This is a genomic window from Pseudomonas pharyngis, assembly GCF_021602345.1.
GTDB classification, from domain to species: Bacteria; Pseudomonadota; Gammaproteobacteria; order Pseudomonadales; family Pseudomonadaceae; genus Aquipseudomonas; species Aquipseudomonas pharyngis.
The window spans coordinates 59,567-77,128 of the sequence record NZ_BQID01000019.1 but is presented as its reverse complement, the minus strand read 5'-3'; the positions used below and the strand labels follow the sequence as shown (position 1 = coordinate 77,128).

General features: G+C 60.7%; 11 protein-coding genes. 7 read left to right on the top strand and 4 right to left on the bottom strand.

The annotated features are described in order from the left end of the window. The first annotated feature begins 399 nt into the window (after positions 1-399). From lon to cmoB, 5 genes are all read left to right on the top strand, one after another. Positions 400-2,823 (top strand): endopeptidase La, encoded by a 2,424-nt coding sequence (gene lon, locus L6D74_RS26895; protein ID WP_064599217.1) that lies wholly within the window; start codon positions 400-402, stop codon positions 2,821-2,823. Positions 2,824-3,138: 315 nt separating this feature from the next. Next, positions 3,139-3,531 carry a protease inhibitor I42 family protein gene (locus L6D74_RS26890; protein WP_064599218.1) on the top strand — a complete coding sequence of 131 codons (393 nt, stop codon included), beginning with the start codon at positions 3,139-3,141 and terminating at the stop codon, positions 3,529-3,531. A 2-nt stretch (positions 3,532-3,533) separates the two neighbouring features. After that, positions 3,534-4,178, top strand: coding sequence for a lysoplasmalogenase (locus L6D74_RS26885; RefSeq protein WP_236191104.1), 645 nt, complete (start codon positions 3,534-3,536; stop codon positions 4,176-4,178). A gap of 215 nt (positions 4,179-4,393) precedes the next feature. Next, positions 4,394-5,101 carry a carboxy-S-adenosyl-L-methionine synthase CmoA gene (cmoA, locus tag L6D74_RS26880; protein WP_236191106.1) on the top strand — a complete coding sequence of 236 codons (708 nt, stop codon included), beginning with the start codon at positions 4,394-4,396 and terminating at the stop codon, positions 5,099-5,101. Further along, the gene (cmoB, locus tag L6D74_RS26875; protein WP_064599221.1) at positions 5,098-6,054 is read left to right on the top strand and encodes a tRNA 5-methoxyuridine(34)/uridine 5-oxyacetic acid(34) synthase CmoB; all 957 of its coding nucleotides are present in this window, start codon (positions 5,098-5,100) and stop codon (positions 6,052-6,054) included. Before cmoA ends, cmoB begins: the two co-directional genes overlap by 4 nt. Before the next feature lie 129 nt (positions 6,055-6,183). Here cmoB and tadA read toward each other — a convergent pair whose 3' ends face one another. Genes tadA through L6D74_RS26860 form a run of 3 tightly spaced genes read right to left on the bottom strand, consistent with a single transcriptional unit; the run spans position 6,184 to position 8,223 of the window. Further along, positions 6,184-6,681: a tRNA adenosine(34) deaminase TadA gene (gene tadA, locus L6D74_RS26870; protein WP_236191102.1), complete on the bottom strand. Its 498-nt coding sequence runs from the start codon at positions 6,679-6,681 to the stop codon at positions 6,184-6,186. Beyond that, the gene (locus L6D74_RS26865) at positions 6,681-8,057 is read right to left on the bottom strand and encodes a multicopper oxidase family protein (RefSeq protein ID WP_064599224.1); all 1,377 of its coding nucleotides are present in this window, start codon (positions 8,055-8,057) and stop codon (positions 6,681-6,683) included. The genes tadA and L6D74_RS26865 overlap by 1 nt, the downstream gene beginning before the upstream one ends. 13 nt (positions 8,058-8,070) lie before the next feature. Continuing rightward, complete coding sequence (locus L6D74_RS26860) at positions 8,071-8,223, bottom strand: hypothetical protein (protein WP_156669359.1); 153 nt, start codon at positions 8,221-8,223, stop codon at positions 8,071-8,073. Between the two features lie 31 nt (positions 8,224-8,254). On the opposite strand from L6D74_RS26860, the gene L6D74_RS26855 reads away from it, so the two are divergent. Together L6D74_RS26855 and L6D74_RS26850 are read left to right on the top strand one after the other, a co-directional pair. After that, on the top strand, positions 8,255-11,332 hold the full coding sequence (locus L6D74_RS26855; protein WP_236191100.1) for a membrane-targeted effector domain-containing toxin: 3,078 nt from the start codon (positions 8,255-8,257) through the stop codon (positions 11,330-11,332). Positions 11,333-11,578: 246 nt separating this feature from the next. Then, the gene (locus L6D74_RS26850; protein ID WP_373874493.1) at positions 11,579-15,850 is read left to right on the top strand and encodes a membrane-targeted effector domain-containing toxin; all 4,272 of its coding nucleotides are present in this window, start codon (positions 11,579-11,581) and stop codon (positions 15,848-15,850) included. A gap of 81 nt (positions 15,851-15,931) precedes the next feature. Here L6D74_RS26850 and guaA read toward each other — a convergent pair whose 3' ends face one another. Next, positions 15,932-17,509, bottom strand: coding sequence for a glutamine-hydrolyzing GMP synthase (guaA, locus tag L6D74_RS26845; protein WP_064599229.1), 1,578 nt, complete (start codon positions 17,507-17,509; stop codon positions 15,932-15,934). Positions 17,510-17,562 lie beyond the last annotated feature (53 nt).

Sequence of the window (17,562 nt, the reverse complement as noted above, 5' to 3'; positions counted from 1 at the left end):
AGGGATTTATCCGGGGGTGGGAGCGCAGCGACCGTGCGGCGCAGCCGCATGCATCGAGAGGAGGTGCAGCGAAGCAAACCGTAGGCGATGCCCCCGGATGAATCCCGGAACGAAGGAACGCCGAGCCACAGCGAGGCGCCGAACGCAGGGGCCAAGACCTTTGGTTACTTTGGGGCGTTTGCCAAAGTGACCCGCTGTAAGAGCGGAACCGCCAGCCGCAACACCCGAAGCAACGGATATTCACTCAAAACACCCAGAGCATGGTCGGCCCAAAGGCCGCCAAGCCCAACCCCAAAACCCTGTCAAAACCCTGAACACACAAGCAGAAACACCCACCCCCATTGAAACCACCCAAACCCTGCCCCATCTAACAGCCATACCCAATTGCGCAGGTGCCCCATGAGCGACCAGCAAGAATTCCCCGAGAACCCCGACGACATCACCGAAACCGACGCCGAACACATCGAACACCACGTCCCCGGCAAAGGCCTGGCCCTGCCCGGCCAGAACCTGCCGGACAAGGTCTACATCATCCCGATCCACAACCGCCCGTTCTTCCCGGCGCAGGTTCTGCCGGTCATCGTCAACGAAGAACCCTGGGCCGAAACCCTCGAACTGGTCAGCAAATCCGAACACCACTCCCTTGCCCTGTTCTTCATGGACACGCCCCAGGAAGACCCGCGCCACTTCGACACCAAGGCGTTGCCGCAATACGGCACCCTGGTCAAGGTGCACCACGCCAGCCGCGAAAACGGCAAACTGCAATTTGTCGCCCAGGGCCTGAGCCGCGTACGCATCAAGACCTGGCTCAAGCACCATCGCCCGCCGTATCTGGTGGAAGTCGAATACCCGCACCAGCCCACCGAGCCGACCGACGAGGTCAAGGCCTATGGCATGGCGCTGATCAACGCGATCAAGGAACTGCTGCCGCTCAACCCGCTGTACAGCGAAGAGCTGAAGAACTACCTCAACCGCTTCAGCCCCAACGATCCGTCGCCGCTGACCGACTTCGCCGCCGCCCTCACTTCGGCGACAGGTAATGAGCTGCAGGAAGTGCTGGACTGCGTGCCGATGCTCAAGCGCATGGAAAAAGTCCTGCCGATGCTGCGCAAGGAAGTCGAAGTCGCGCGCCTGCAAAAAGAAATCTCCGCCGAAGTGAACCGCAAGATCGGCGAGCATCAGCGCGAGTTCTTCCTTAAAGAACAGCTCAAGGTCATCCAGCAGGAACTCGGCCTGACCAAGGACGACCGCAGCGCCGACCTCGAACAGTTCGAGCAGCGCCTGGAAGGCAAGGTCCTGCCGACGCAGGTGCAGAAACGCCTCGAAGAAGAGATGAACAAACTGTCGATCCTCGAAACCGGATCGCCGGAATACGCGGTCACCCGCAACTACCTCGACTGGGCGACCTCGGTGCCATGGGGCGTGTACGGCGAGGACAAGCTCGACCTCAAGCACGCGCGCAAGGTGCTGGACAAGCACCACGCAGGGCTCGAGGACATCAAGGACCGGATCCTCGAATTCCTCGCGGTCGGTGCCTACAAAGGCGAGATCAGCGGCTCCATCGTGCTGCTGGTCGGCCCGCCGGGCGTGGGCAAAACCAGCGTCGGCAAATCCATCGCCGAATCCCTCGGCCGGCCGTTCTACCGCTTCAGCCTCGGCGGCATGCGCGACGAAGCCGAAATCAAGGGCCACCGCCGCACCTACATCGGCGCGCAGCCGGGCAAACTCGTGCAGGCGCTGAAAGACGTCGAAGTGATGAACCCGGTGATCATGCTCGACGAGATCGACAAGATGGGCCAGAGCTATCAGGGCGACCCGGCCTCGGCGCTGCTGGAAACGCTTGATCCGGAACAGAACGTCGAATTCCTCGACCACTATCTGGACCTGCGGATGGACCTGTCGAAAGTCTTGTTCGTGTGCACCGCCAACACCTTGGATTCGATCCCCGGCCCGCTGCTGGACCGGATGGAAGTGATTCGCCTGTCGGGCTATATCACCGAAGAAAAAGTCGCCATCGCCAAGCGTCACCTGTGGCCGAAACTGCTGGAAAAGGCCGGCGTGTCCAAGGGCAGCCTGAGCATCAGCGACACCGCCCTCAAGGCTTTGATCGACGGTTACGCCCGTGAGGCCGGCGTGCGCCAGCTGGAAAAACAGATGGGCAAACTGGTGCGCAAAGCGGTGATGAAGCTGATCGAGGATCCGAAAGCGGTGATCAAGATCGGCCCGAAAGACCTCGAAGCCTCGCTTGGACATCCGGTGTTCCGTAACGAGCAGGTGCTGTCCGGCACTGGTGTGATTACAGGGCTCGCCTGGACCAGCATGGGCGGCGCGACCTTGCCGATCGAGGCCACGCGGATTCACACCTTGAATCGTGGTTTCAAACTCACCGGGCAACTGGGCGATGTGATGAAGGAGTCGGCGGAGATCGCCTACAGCTACGTCAGTTCGCACCTCAAATCCTTCGGTGGCGATCCGAAATTCTTCGACGAAGCCTTCGTTCACCTGCACGTGCCGGAAGGCGCGACACCGAAAGACGGCCCGAGCGCCGGCGTGACCATGGCCAGTGCCCTGCTCTCCCTCGCCCGTAATCAGGCGCCGAAAAAAGGTGTGGCGATGACCGGCGAGCTGACGCTGACCGGGCATGTACTGCCGATTGGCGGGGTGCGCGAGAAGGTGATTGCGGCGCGGCGGCAGAAGATCTTCGAGTTGATTCTGCCGGAGCCGAATCGCGGAAACTTTGAAGAGTTGCCGGACTACCTGAAGGAAGGCATTACCGTGCATTTCGCCAAGAAGTTTGCGGATGTGGCGAAGGTGCTTTTTTGATTTCGTCTTGAGGTATTGAGGGGGGCTGGCATCGTAGCCCCTCACCCCAGCCCTCTCCCGGAGGGAGAGGGAGCCGAGTGGGGGATATTTAAGAGATACGCCGACCTGAAAGCTCTTCACTGAATCCGTAATCAACTCGATCTTTCAGGTCGATGTATCCCAAAAGACACCTCGGTCGGTCCCCTCTCCCTCTGGGAGAGGGTTAGGGTGAGGGCCGGCGATGCTGAAGAATGACGCCAAGCTTGGCGTTGTCACACTTTGTCTCATCTTCAGTTATGCTCGCCGTTCGTCGCCAACGCCGGAGCCGCTGAATTCATGTCCCCCCTTCGCCTGTTTGTCCCCCTGTCCCTCGCCCTGCTGGCCGCCTGTGCCACGCAACCGAAAACCAACGTGACCGTGGAAAAACAGAGCCAATGCCCGGTGCGGCTGACCAACGGGCAAAACCTCATCGTCACGCTCCCGAGCAACCCCACCACCGGCTACCGCTGGGCCATCCAGGATTCTGCCGGCGGCGTATTGCGCGCCCTCAGCCCCGAGGTCTACAGCAATCCGGAAGATGCCGGCGTGGTCGGCGCGGCCGGTCTCTCGACCTGGCGCTTCCAGGCCTTCGCAACCGGCACCGGGCGCCTGCGCCTGACTTCGCAGCAACCCTGGGCGCCGGAAGTGTTGCCGGTGGAGACCTTTGACTGCGCCATTTCGGTGAACTGATCGTGGGCTGGCTGATCCTCGCGCTGATGGGCGCGGTGACTTTCCTCTACGGCCTGAGCACCCACGCGGCGCTGCTCTGCCTGTTGGTCAAGCCGTTGCCGGTACTGGCGCTGCTCGGCTGGCTGCATGACGCACCGCCAAGTGATTACCGCCGCTGGATCAGCCTCGGTCTGATTTTCTCGCTGCTCGGCGATGTGTTGCTGGCGTGGCCGGGGGATCTGTTTGTGTTTGGCCTCGGTGCGTTTCTGGTTGCGCATCTGGCGTACCTCAAGGCTTACCTCAGCGATTGCAGGCGCGTGGCCCTGCTGCCGCTGATCCTGGCGCTCAGTGTGGGCGCCGTGTTGTTGGGCATCCTGATTTCCAGCGGATTGGGGCCGCTGACCGTGCCGGTGATCGTTTACGGAACGGCCATCAGCGCCATGCTCTGGCGCGCCCTGGCCCGGCTCGGCAGCGGCGTACCTCAGCGTTCGGCGTTGCTGGCGGCGGGCGGCGCGGTGGCGTTCGTGTTCTCCGATAGCGTGATCGGCATCAACCGGTTCGTGTCACCGTTCAATGCGGCGCCTTACATCATCATCCTCAGTTACTGGCTGGGGCAGTGGGGGATTGCGGCATCGGCGTTCTCCCAAACCAAACGTCCCGACCTCTGAAACCGATCGTTACTACGCGCTGCGTCTTTGCGTAAGTGACGCAGAGCGTCACGGGATGCATTCCCACGCGGAGCGTGGGAACGATCACCCGCAGCAAAGCGGTTTATCAGACAACCCGCGCATCTGCGCGTCAGTTTGGCTAAAATGCCGGCCTTTTCATCGACACCGCCGGAACCGCCGTGAGCAAAGAACCCGATCGCATTTTCGCCCAGCCGATGGCCCAGGTGCCTGACTTCGCCTTCAATGAGGACGTGGTGCGGGTGTTCCCGGACATGATCAAGCGCTCGGTGCCGGGTTATCCGACCATCGTCGAAAACCTCGGCGTGCTGGCGGCACAATTCGCCCAACCGAACAGCGTGCTCTACGACCTCGGCTCATCGCTCGGTGCGGTGACCCAAGCCCTGCGTCGCCATGTGCGCACTGACGGTTGCCGGGTGATCGCGGTGGATAACTCGGCGGCGATGGTCGAACGCTGCCGCGAGTACCTCAACGGTCAGGATTCGATGTTCCAGGAGTTGCTGCCGGTCGAGGTGATCGAAGGCGACATCCTCGCCCTCGACTTCAAACCGGCCTCGGTGGTGGCGCTGAACTTCACCCTGCAATTCATCGCTCCGGATCAGCGTACGGCATTGCTGGCGCGCATCCGCCAATCGTTGCTGCCGGGCGGCGCGCTGATTCTGTCGGAGAAGCTGCGCTTCAACGATGCCGAGGAACACGCGCTGCTGACCGATCTGCACGTCGCGTTCAAACGCGCCAACGGCTACAGCGAACTGGAAATCGCCCAGAAGCGCAGCGCCATCGAAAACGTCATGAAGCCCGACAGCCTCGAAGAACACCGCGAACGCCTGCTGGCCGCCGGGTTCTCGAAAGTCGTGCCGTGGTTCCAGTGTCTTAACTTTGCCTCGTTGATTGCCTTGCCATGATTGATCTGTCCCCCCTCGCCCGCCGTCTGGCCGGCACGCCGCTGGCCGAATGGGCCAGCACCCTGCAAGTGCAGCTCGACAAGAAAATGGAGAAGGGCCACGGCGATCTGGAGCGCTGGCAAAGTGCGCTGGATGCCCTGCCAAAGATCCAGCCGACCGAAGTCGACTTGCTCGACGGCCTGAAACTCGACACCGATTGCGACGATGAAACCCGCGCGCAAATGCGTACGGCGCTGATGGGCCTGTCGCCGTGGCGCAAGGGGCCGTTCGATCTGTTCGGCGTGCACGTCGACACCGAATGGCGCTCGGACTGGAAGTGGTCGCGGGTCTCCCCGCATCTGGATCTGAAGGGCAAACGCATCCTCGATGTCGGTTGCGGCAACGGCTACTACATGTGGCGCATGCTCGGTGCCGGCGCCGACAGCGTGATCGGCGTCGATCCGAACTGGCTGTTCTTCTGCCAGTTCCAGGCGGTGCAGCGTTATCTGTCAGAGCCGAATGCCTGGCACTTGCCCTTCCCGTTCGAAGACCTGCCGCCAAACCTCGAAGGCTTCGACACGGTGTTTTCCATGGGTGTTTTCTATCACCGCCGCTCGCCTATCGAGCATTTGCTGGCGCTGAAGGATTGCCTGGTGAAGGGTGGCGAACTGGTGCTGGAAACGCTGGTGGTCGAGGGCGACAAGCATCAGGTGCTGGTGCCGGAAGACCGTTATGCGCAGATGCGTAACGTGTGGTTCCTGCCGTCGGTGCCGGCGCTGGAATTGTGGTTGCGTCGTGCCGGTTTCACCGATGTGAAATGCGTGGATGTCAGCACCACCACCGTTGAAGAACAGCGCGGGACCGAGTGGATGAAGTATCAGTCGCTGAGCGATTTCCTTGATCCTGAGGATCACAGCAAGACGATCGAAGGACTGCCGGCGCCGATGCGGGCGGTGATTGTCGCGAAGAAGTAACCCCGACCTCCGGAAATAGGAGATCCCCTGTGGGAGCGGGCTTGCTCGCGAAGGCGATGTGTCAGGTACATCAATGTCGCCTGGCACTCCCTCTTCGCGAGCAAGCCCGCTCCCACATTGGTTTTGTGTTCAGTCTGTGGATTTCGCGCGCCGTGCCCGGAAGAACTCGGTCAATACCGCCCCACACTCCTGCGCCAGCACCCCGCCTTCATACAGCACTCGATGGTTGAGAAAGCCCTGAGTGAAGAACTGCCCCTGGCTCTGCACAATCCCGGCCTTGGGCTCCAGCGCGCCGTACACCACACGGGCAATCCGCGAATGCACGATCAGCCCGGCGCACATGCTGCACGGTTCCAGCGTCACGTAGAGCGTGCTGCCCGGCAGACGATAGTTATCCACCGCTTGCGCGGCGGCGCGGATCGCGACCATTTCTGCGTGTGCGCTGGGATCGCTGGTGCTGATCGGGCAGTTGAAACCACGACCAATGATCTCGCCGTCCTGCACCAGCACCGCACCCACCGGCACTTCGCCGAGGGCCGCGCCTTGGGCCGCCAACTCCAGCGCCTCGCGCATGAAGTCGCGGTCACGGCTGCGGTCGATGATCGCCGCGGGGCGAATCTGGCGCATCACTTCACCTCGATGGCGGCCATCAGGCCGGTTTCCATGTGGTCGATCACGTGGCAGTGGAACATCCACACCCCCGGGTTATCCGCCACCAGCGCCACTTGCGCGCGCTCGTTCTTGCCCAGCAGGTAGGTGTCGGTGAAGTACGGCACGATCTTGTGCCGGTTCGACGCAATCACCTTGAAGCTCATGCCGTGCAGGTGGATCGGGTGCTGGTACTGGGTCATGTTCTTCAGTTCGAAAATATAGCTCTGGCCCAGTTTCAGGCTGGCGATCGGCCGGTCGGCGCAGGTCTTGTCGGTGATGTCCCAGGCCTTGCCGTTGATCTGCCACAGGCTCGGCGGTTTGCCGTTGTCGACATTCACCGACACCGACCCGACCCATTCGAAATTGAAGTTGAGTTTCTCGGCATTGGCCAGGTCCGGCTCGGCCACCGGGTTGGCCGGCAGCGCTTTCGGCCAGTCGGTCGGCGCATCATTGTTGGCCACCGAACGCAGGGTGCCCAGACGCACCGGGCCATTGCGCAGCGACAGTTCCTCACCGGCCGGCGGTGCCTTGATCGCCAGGCAGATGCGCATGCCGGGACCGAGCCAGTACTCCTTGCCCAACGGGCGCGGCTCGACCGGGTTGCCGTCCAGCGCATAGATCTGCGCTTCGACGCCGGGAATGTTGATGCGATAGGTCAGGGTGTTGTCGAGGTTGAGCAAGCGTACGCGGGTGATCTGCCCCGCCGGCAGCTCGATCACCGGCGAAGGTACGCCGTTGATGGTCGACAGCCGCCCCGCCGTACCGCCACGGGCCGCTTCGCGCGGGATGCTGAACTCGACGAAGTTGCCCTCGTCGTCGATGTGCCAGTTCTTCAGGCTGAGGGTCTTTTCGTACTTGAATCCGGTCGGCTCGCGCTCCTCGACGATCAGCGGCCCGACCAGCCCGCGACCGAGTTCTTCGCTGCTGCTGACGTGCGGGTGATACCAATAGCTGCCGGCGTCCGGCACACGGAATTTGTAATCGAAGTATTCGCCCGGCAGCACCGGCAGTTGCGATACGTAAGGCACACCGTCCATTTCCAGCGGCAGGCGGATGCCGTGCCAGTGAATGGTCGTCGCCACCGGCAGATGGTTGATAAATCGCACCCGCAGCCACTCACCCTGACGCACGCGCAATTCGGTGCCCGGTGCCGACGGGCCGAAGGCCCAGGCTTCAGTCTTGTGCCCTGGCACCAACTCGACATCCAGTGGCGCGGCGATCAGTTCGTAGTCGTGACCGGCGTTGGCATCCGCAACCTTGCCCAACCAGTAACGCGTCGCGCCGCCGGCCCCCGCGCCAACCACTGCCAGACCGGCCAGGCCACCGAGGATTTGTCGACGGGAAAAGGACATGGACACAACTACCTCACAGATCAGCCGCAGGCCAGGGCGCCCGCAAAAGGCGAATACGATACACCTGCGCTTGCGAAACAGTAAGGGTGACGCGGCGGATGGCCGCAGATCCGTCCACCGGCGGGTGGTAGATATGTACCGCACCGCCCTGGAACGAATGGCTCATTCTCCAGCCCTCTTCTCAAGGATCAGAGCCAATGAACACAGCAGAACCCCGCTCACTGCCCAACGCTGCCGACAAAGCCGCGCTCAAGATCATCGCCACCCAGGTCGTCACGGCTTGCCCGAGCCTCAACGACACAGCCCATCGGGTAGCCAAAGAGCTGCTGGTCAGACACAGCCTTACCGACCTTGACCCCGATCACGTCTATTACCACCGATTCAGAACCGCGCAGAGCCTGGCCGTCTCCTTCACCGGCTGGCAGCACTATGGTGAAAAACCCTATGAAAGCCTGACCCTGACGCAACTGGTGATTCAGCGATTCCGGGTCACCGATCAGGACAATGCCGACTTGCTGGATCTGTACGGGGGCTTTTACAGCGCAGGGCCTGACGCCGAAAACTTCGATGCAACCAACGAGGTTCGCCTGCACGGCAACGAGGTGCTCAGGGCGTTCTGGGACATCAACTTCAGCGAGCGTTACCGCAACGAACTGCAAACCTTCTGGAACAACCACTCCGGCGAGTTCCGCACCCTGGCAAAATGCAGCTTCCTCGGCAAAGCCGTCGAAGCGCGGGAGCTCGGTCACCTGAGTGACGATGACTTTCTGACAGTGGTCAATGCGGTCATCGGCCCGCTGACCTGGCCCGTCGACCTGCACACCCTGCAAACAGAAACCGGGGGCGTCCATGGCGCGCAGGTCTACACCCTGGATATCGCCGGCCATGTCGCCACGGACATCCTGCGCATCATCGATTCAAAGGGGCGGCATATCGTTTACGTCCCCGGAGACACTCAGGCATTCCATGTACTGAATACACCTTACGAGCTGCACTGGTGGGCTCTGCAACAACTGAACGAAAACGCGCCGCGCGAGCTGTTCCTCAAACACTTCCCGCTGGCCGACCGGCACTCGATGACCGAGAACATCAGCGATCTGATGAATCGCCTGGTCGCCACCTGGGGGCACGGCGATCATCACCTTATCAATCAGAATGAACAGGCAGTCAGCGAGGACGCGTTCAGCTGGCTTCGTGATTCCACCCGCAACGCCATGTTCGCTGAAGCCGACCTTTCCCTGACCTCAAATGGCGATCTGCGCAAGAAGCTGTGGATCGGCTACTTGAGCGCCGGTCTCAAAGTACTGGGTCCGATGGCCGTCGTCGGCTGGCCCGTGGCATTGCCGGTGATCGGCGCCAGCCTCGCCAGCATGGGGCTGAACATTGATCAGGCGGTCAACGGCAAGACTGCCGCGGAGCGCAAGGATGGAGTGATCGGAGCAATCGTCAGTGGTATCGATGCGTTGTTCAACCTGCCGTTTCTTGCCGAGTTCGATGGTGCGTCGCCAGCCGTCGAGGCCAGAGAAATGGCCGAGGCCGATACGGCAACCGAACTGGAGCCGGAACATCCGAATGAAGTGTTTCCGGCCCTGGAGGAGTTGTCTTCGACAAGGCCTGAAACCGTGCAGGTGCCTGAGATTCCCCCACACTATCGATCGAACGAACTGCTGGAAGGTCTGACGCCGGTGTCCGAGACTGGCAAGTTTCAGGGTATCTACAGGCTGAATACCGACCCTCCCTACGCCATCGTCATGAACGACACGGCTTATTACGTCCGCTACTTCACCGACTCACAGGGCGGCGGATTCTGGGCGATCGTCGATCCGGTGAGACCCAATCAGCTTATCCATGCAATGCCGGTGCGCTTGAATGACGAAGGGGTTTGGGAGCGCATGACTCAGTTGGGCCTCAAGGGCGGCGGTCAATGCCTCGGCAAACAATGCACCGTAGACGTGGTACTGGAACTCGACGAGCTCGAGCCGACACCCGAGGAATCCGCGCAGCCCGTAGAACCCGTCGCTTCATCTGCCCCACCCCCTGCCGAACCCCAGCCTTCGACCTCCAATGCGATCCATCAGGTCCAGACGCCCTATGACGTTGCCGGGGCACGACGGCTCGAGCTGAAACGCTGGGCGCTGCAACTGCGCGAAACCCATGTCCGTCTGCAGATTGGTCCCGATGGCGGGTTTATCGCTCCAGACCGTTATGCGCTGTATTGCGCCGACAAGGTGAGCGCACTCCTGACTTCCGCCAGACGCTTCTTCGGCAACCTTCCATGGGCGAACCTGCCTCCACGCCCGCCGATTCCGGCGGTCACGCCCTCGACGACCTTCGCCGACTTCATTGCACAGGCACTCGAAGAAGCGCCCGGCCTGGTCATTGGCGAGACCCCGGACCGTATCACCAGCATGCGATTGATCATCCAGAACATGCCCGTGCTGGCGCGCAATGGAGTCAAGACACTCTACGTACGTCGATTGCTCAATGACTTTGCCCAGGTCGAACTGAATGACTACTTCAGGTCCGGCGTCATGTCCGAAGACCTGCAACTGTACCTGAGCCGGCTCGGCACCGATCCCGCAGCGCAGTTTGACGAACTGGCGCTGGTCAGGACGGCCCGACAAAACGGTATTCGGGTCCAGGCCACCGATTGTGCGGCGACCTACAAAAAACCCGTTGCGCTCACGCTGCCTGAACAGCAGATGGCGACCACCCACCTGACAGCCGACATCATGTTCATCGACGAGACCATGAATGACGTTGGCAAGTGGGTGGTGCTGACGGGAGTCGAAAATACCAATACGTTCAGAGGGGTGGCCGGTATCAGCGAACTGAAAGGTGGAATCGGCGTTCGGATCGAGGAAGTCGATCCGGGACAGGGCGAGCGCATTGAGCCAGACCCAGGCGTTGCGATAGAACGCGGCCCCCATCCACAGACACAGACATTGCGCGGAACCGTCGATACCCATTTCGCCGATCTGCTATTGCGCGCAGAAGCGCCTTTGGTAAGCCGCAGCGAGTTGCAGATCCATCAATTGCTTTATCGCGCAGGCATGTATGTTTTCGATCGTTTCGAAGGGGTCTACCGATTGTTTCACCGCAGCCAGACGGGCGAGGTTGTACAAACCCCCGTTCAGACTTTCGCGGATGGGCGCTACTACATTGATCGACCATCCTGGGGGACGGTCAACCGCGTTCCCTACGATAATCTTGAACAGTTATCCAGCGCACTGAAGCAGATGGGAATGCAACTCCAAAGCCGTCTTCCAGCTTGATCGGAAACCGGGCGGGTCAATTTCGACCCGCTCGGGTTACGGATCGCTCGTTCGCTGCGGAGTTTTCCTATCCGGTTTTCCCCAAATACGACAATCAATCGTCACCCTAGCTGACAGACATGTCGTGCCTGCACTTGAAATGATCGCGGTGTTTTTTTCAACCACCACGCTCAAGGAAAGACTGTGGACACAACAAAAGACATCGCCCTGCCCAACGCCGACGACCGCAAGGCGCTCAAGGCATTGGTGCCGACACTGGTCGCGGCCTGCCCCGACATGTACGAAATGGCCTGCGCCATCGCCAAGGACATCCTCGCCAGACATGACCTCGCCCACCTGGAACCCGAACAGGTTTATTGGCATCGGTTTCACGCAGCACAAAGCAGCTCTCGAACGTTCACAGGCTGGGAGCACCTGTTCGAAACTCCGCGTGAATCGATGACCCTGCCACAGCTGGTGATCCAGCGATTCAGCGTTCACGACCAGGACAACGCCGACCTGCTCGACGCCGATGCCGGTTTCTACACCGCAGGACCGGAGGCGGGCACCTACAACGAGAGCAACGAGGTACGCCTGCACAGCAGTGATGTATTGAAAGCGTTCTGGGGAATCAACTTTGCCGATCGTTACCGGAAAAAAGTCGATGCGTTCTGGAGCAAACACGCAAAGACCTTCAGGTCCCTGGCCAAATGCACCTTTCTGGCAAAGGCCATGGAGGATCGTGAAAGTGGTCGGCTGTCGGATGACAACTTCAGAACGGCCGTCAAAGCGGTCGCCGGCAATGTGAGCTGGCCGGTCACCCGCCAGATGCTCGAAGACGAAGCCCTGCCGGCTGACGGCTTGCGGATCGGCCTGCTGAAAATCGGCGGTTTCGTCGCGACCGACATCCTGTGCATCACCGATGGCCATGGCGGCGTGATCCTTTACGTACCGGGGGAAATCTGGGGGGTGCATGCCTTGCAAAACGCTCGCGACCTGCATTGGTGGGTGCTGTCGCAAATCAGAAAACCTTCCGATCGAAAACGCTTCATGGCGCATTTCCAGGTCGCCGATCACGACATCATCGAGGACACGTCATGGCGTGCGGTCGCGAAACGGCGATGGCTCTGGGCACTAGGCCCGCTCGCCGGAGTCGTCTCGGAACTGTGGCGCGCCCCGCATATCGAGAATGTCGGACTCAATCATGCGCTGGATCTCTTGGTCAGTACCTGGGACAGCGACGATCACTCCCTCGTCGCCCGTACAGGCAATGCACTGACCACCGATGTGTTCACTTTTCTGGGAACCGCCACCCACGCCCGCATGATCAGCGATGGGGAATTCATGATGCATTCCAATGGCGATCTGCGTAAAAAACTGTGGGTCGGCTATCTGAATGCTTTCAATCGCATGTTCGGTCCCATGGCAGCCGTTGGCTGGCCGGTGGCGTTGGCGGTGGTCGGTGCAGGCATCGCCAACGTTGGCCTGCAGATCGACCAGGCAGTCAATGGCAAGACGCCAGAGGCGCGCAAGACTGGCGTGACCGGGGCGATATTCACGGCCATCGATACCGTGTTCAACGCCCTTTTCATCAAGGGCGGCGAGCTTCTGCCCGAAATTGCCGAAACCGAAACATTTATCGAACCGGAAGAGGAACTCGCTCAAACGGCGCTGTCCATCGCACCGCAAGAAAAACTCGCCGAAGCGGCACTGGCCCGTTCGCCGCTGCCAACGCTGGCCGAGATCGCGCCGAAACAGGTATTGCCTGCGGCACCGGAGGATTTTCTCGCATCGTTCAAGACCGAAATCGGCGAAAGCACCCGGATGGAGACCGGCAATCCGAAACTGCAGGGAATCATTCAAACCGCTTCCGGCAAGCATTACATCTATATGCGCCGTGCCGGATCCGACGGCTTCTACCAGGTGCGCTACGTCGAGCAGATACGCGGCTGGGTTATCGTCGATCCGAGCAATCCCTATTCGTTTTATCGCAACGTGCCGGTGCGCCTGAACGAAGCACTCAAGTGGCAACCTGTCGCACGCCCAGGCCTCAGGGGAGGCGGAAAAATATTCGGCGACTGGCCCTGGGGACACACTGCCGATCCGCTGCCCGAAGTGGCGATGCAACCCATGCCGTATGACGTTCCTCAACCCTACAGAGCGACGCTGCGCTCGGTAGCGCAAGGCCAGACCGATGACTTTGCGCTGGACAGCCTGCAGGGAAGCGACAGTGTTTATCAGGACTTCAAGATGCTGCGTCGCAGCCTGTATGACGCCTCCATCGACTCGTTCAGCGCCCCGAATCTGCCTCCGCGTCCAGCCATACCACCATTCAAGCCTGCGACTCCCTTCGCGGAGATGACCAAGCGTCTGCTCAAGGAAGTCCCGGGGCTGGTGCTCGGTCAAGACAACGCCGCTTCAGGCGCCCGTGGTGTATTGATCGACAACTTCAAGGCACTGAACAAACAGAAGGTCAGAACCCTGTATCTGGATCATCTGCTGACCGATTTCCATCAGGCGGAACTGGACTTGTTCCACAAGACTGGCAAGCTGCCACCCGCACTTGAGGACTATCTCAAAGCCCTCGACACCCGGTTCGCTGCCGATCCTGCCGGCCCCCATTCCTACACGGAACTGGTGAAAGCCGCCCAGAAAAACCATATCCGCGTACAAGCCATCGATTGCATGGCCAGCCGCCGCTTTCCGACTATGGAGAACACCTCCGAGGTCAGCAGCCGGAAGATGATGAATTATTTTTCCGACGCGGTGATCCGGGCCGACCAAGCAGCACGAGGATCCCATCGCTGGATAGCCCTGGTAGATGAGGCACGCGCCAGCACCTTCGACAAGGTCGCCGGACTCAGCGAGCTGGAGGGTGCCGCTTCATTGCGCATCGAAGAACTGCCCGTGGGCAAGGCTGGCGTGTTATCGACCGACCCGGGCAAGAAGGTGCGGGACCTGTTGGGCAACCCCATCGATCTGATCAAAAGCGACATGCGTTTGCAATTGAATGCGCCGCCCCCGTTGGCCTCCGCCCGCACGCTGGAAGAGGCCTTGCCCGCAAGAGGCATGTTCATGCTTCAGGAACCGTCCACGCTGGTCCACCGCAGCGGCGACGGGACGCTGGTACATACGCCGATCCAGCAGGATGCCGGAGGGTTTTTCATCGTTCGCCCCCGATGGGCGACAGTCAGCGGCCGTCATTTCGACAGTGTGCATGAGCTGACACAAGCGCTGGCAGATGAAGGCTTGACGCTCAAACGGGTGCGAATCGATCCGATGGCAACGCCAGAAACCCCAGGCATCGAACCTGCCGACGCAGGTACGTTGGCCACTCCTGAAATGCCGCTGACTGACACCGCTGCCACCCCTTCGCCCTATGACATTCCCAAACCGTTTCGCAGCGAACTGAAGAACGCCGCCGTCATCGGCAATGAACGCATACTGGGCGATGCATTCGAGAGCCTCGACAGTCACTCCCCCCTCAACGCATTCAGGGCTCTGCGCAGGCAGCTGCGCGAAGCTGCCATGCGTTTCTTCGCAGAGCTGAACTTACGTCCGCGTCCGGTCCTGCCTACTGTAGACCCGACCGTGACAGCCGAGTCATTCATCGAACAATTGCTCGCTCGGTTCCAGGGGCTGGTCATCGGTGAGAGCCATGCCGATATCGGCAGTAAACAGTGGCTCATCGAACAGATGCCGGCCCTGGCCCGCAAAGGTGTGAAAACTCTTTACATGGAACACCTGCTCACGGACTTCCATCAGGCAGCCCTGGACAACTTCGCCAGGACTTCCGTGATGTCCCAGGACCTTGAGCTTTATCTGGAAAGCCTCGACCAGGGTCACATGACCGACCCGACACGGCGCTACACCTTTCTCAATCTGGTGAAAGAGGCCAACCGCCACGGCGTGCGCATCCAAGCCATCGACTGCATGGCCAGTTACAGACTGGAAGGCATGCGAGGCCTCGACCCGACAATCCGCCAGAAGATGATGAACTTCTTTGCCCACACGATCATCGAGGCCGACCAGGCCGCACGCGGCCCGCACAAATGGGCCGCGCTCATGGGCAATTCACACTCCAATACCTTCGAGGGCGTCGCAGGGGTCAGTGAGCTGGAAGACGCCGTCGGCCTGCGCATCGAGGATGTCGGCTACGGCGAGGCTCGCGGATTCGAACCGGACCCTGGCAAGACTTTTCTTGACCATAACGGCAATCCGACCGGCCGCGTAAAAGGTGATATCCGCCTGCAAGTGCAAACACCGTGGAAAGCCGGGACGAAAAAGGAGATCGATCAATTGCTGAGTCGTCCGGGGATGTACACCTTGAAACAGGAGCCCCGCGAAACGCTGCTTCTGCACCGCGGTCGCGACAACGTGATTGCACGTACGCCGATCCACTTTGAATCCGGCCGCTATTTTATCGAGCGTCCCGCCTGGCCCACGCTCCATGAGAAGCGCTTCGGCAGCGTCGAAGCCTTGCTCAAGGCGCTGAACGAGCGGGGCCTGACCCTGGCCGGCTGGCACGGGCCTTTGTAAGCGGCAACAAAAAGGCCGCGTGAACACTGTTCACGCGGCCTTGGACTGCCAGCACTCACACCGTCATGGCGCGACGCGGGATCACTCCCACTCAATGGTCGCTGGCGGCTTGCTCGACACGTCGTAAGTAACGCGCGAGATACCCTCGATTTCATTGATGATGCGGCCGGAAACGGTTTCCAGCAATTCGTAAGGCAGGTGTGCCCAACGGGCGGTCATGAAGTCGATGGTTTCCACCGCACGCAGGGCCACGACCCAGGCGTAACGGCGGCCATCGCCGACCACGCCAACCGATTTCACTGGCTGGAACACTACAAAGGCCTGGCTGACCTTGTGGTACCAGTCGGCCTTGCGCAGTTCTTCGATGAAAATGTGGTCGGCGCGACGCAGCAGGTCGGCGTATTCCTTCTTCACTTCGCCGAGGATGCGCACGCCCAGGCCCGGGCCCGGGAACGGGTGACGGTAGACCATGTCGTACGGCAGGCCCAGTTCCAGGCCCAGACGACGGACTTCGTCCTTGAACAGTTCGCGCAGTGGTTCGACCAGTTTCAGGTTCATCTCTTCCGGCAGGCCGCCCACGTTGTGGTGCGACTTGATCACGTGGGCCTTGCCGCTTTTCGCGCCAGCCGACTCGATCACGTCCGGGTAGATGGTGCCCTGAGCCAGGTACTTGATGTTGTCCAGCTTGCAGGATTCGGCATCGAACACGTCGATGAAGGTGCGGCCGATGATCTTGCGCTTCTTCTCTGGATCGGCTTCGCCGGCCAGGTTGTTCAGGAACTGGTCTTCAGCGTTGGCGCGGATCACCTTGACGCCCATGTTCTCGGCGAACATGGCCATAACCTGCTCGCCTTCGTGCAGACGCAGCAGGCCGTTGTCGACGAAGACGCAGGTCAGTTGATCGCCGATGGCCTTGTGCAGCAGCGCCGCAACCACCGAGGAATCCACACCGCCGGACAGACCCAGCAGCACGTTGTCGGTACCGACCTGTGCGCGGATGTTGGCGATGGCGTCTTCGGCGATCTTCGACGGAGTCCACAGGGCTTCACAGCCGCAGATGTCGAGAACGAAACGCGACAGGATGCGACCGCCCTGCTTGGTGTGGGTCACTTCCGGGTGGAACTGCACGCCGTAGTAGGCGCGCTCGTCGTTGAACATGCCGGCGATCGGGCAGCTCGGGGTGCTGGCCAGGATGTGGAAATCGCTCGGCATCCTGGTGACCTTGTCACCGTGGCTCATCCACACGTCGAGGCCGAACAGGCCGTCGGCGTCGATGTGGTCTTCGATGCCGTCGAGCAGGCGGCTCTTGCCGACCACGTCAACGCGGGCGTAACCGAACTCACGCAGCTCGGAGCCTTCAACCTTGCCGCCCAGTTGTTCGGCCATGGTCTGCATGCCGTAGCAGATACCGAAGACCGGTACGCCCAGGTCGAACACCGCTTGCGGGCAGCGCGGGCTGTTGGCTTCGTGCACGGACTCGGGACCGCCGGCGAGGATCACGCCTTTTGGCGCAAATTCGCGGATCGCATCTTCGTCCATGTCGAACGGGTGCAGTTCGCAGTACACACCGATCTCGCGCACGCGGCGGGCGATCAGTTGGGTGTATTGCGAACCGAAGTCGAGGATCAGGATGCGGTGAGCGTGAATGTCGAGGGCCATGATTCAGTCTCGTCTAAATAATTCAGAAACAGTCTTTGATTCAGAAACGACTC

Bases quoted from the DNA above. Each gene is read 5' to 3' on its own strand.
- lon (WP_064599217.1), top strand. From the start codon at position 400: ATGAGCGACCAGCAAGAATTCCCCGAGAACCCCGACGACATCACCGAA.
- L6D74_RS26890 (WP_064599218.1), top strand. From the start codon at position 3,139: ATGTCCCCCCTTCGCCTGTTTGTCCCCCTGTCCCTCGCCCTGCTGGCC.
- cmoA (WP_236191106.1), top strand. From the start codon at position 4,394: ATGGCCCAGGTGCCTGACTTCGCCTTCAATGAGGACGTGGTGCGGGTG.
- cmoB (WP_064599221.1), top strand. From the start codon at position 5,098: ATGATTGATCTGTCCCCCCTCGCCCGCCGTCTGGCCGGCACGCCGCTG.
- tadA (WP_236191102.1), bottom strand. From the start codon at position 6,681: ATGCGCCAGATTCGCCCCGCGGCGATCATCGACCGCAGCCGTGACCGC.
- L6D74_RS26865 (WP_064599224.1), bottom strand. From the start codon at position 8,057: ATGTCCTTTTCCCGTCGACAAATCCTCGGTGGCCTGGCCGGTCTGGCA.
- L6D74_RS26860 (WP_156669359.1), bottom strand. From the start codon at position 8,223: ATGAGCCATTCGTTCCAGGGCGGTGCGGTACATATCTACCACCCGCCG.
- L6D74_RS26855 (WP_236191100.1), top strand. From the start codon at position 8,255: ATGAACACAGCAGAACCCCGCTCACTGCCCAACGCTGCCGACAAAGCC.
- guaA (WP_064599229.1), bottom strand. From the start codon at position 17,509: ATGGCCCTCGACATTCACGCTCACCGCATCCTGATCCTCGACTTCGGT.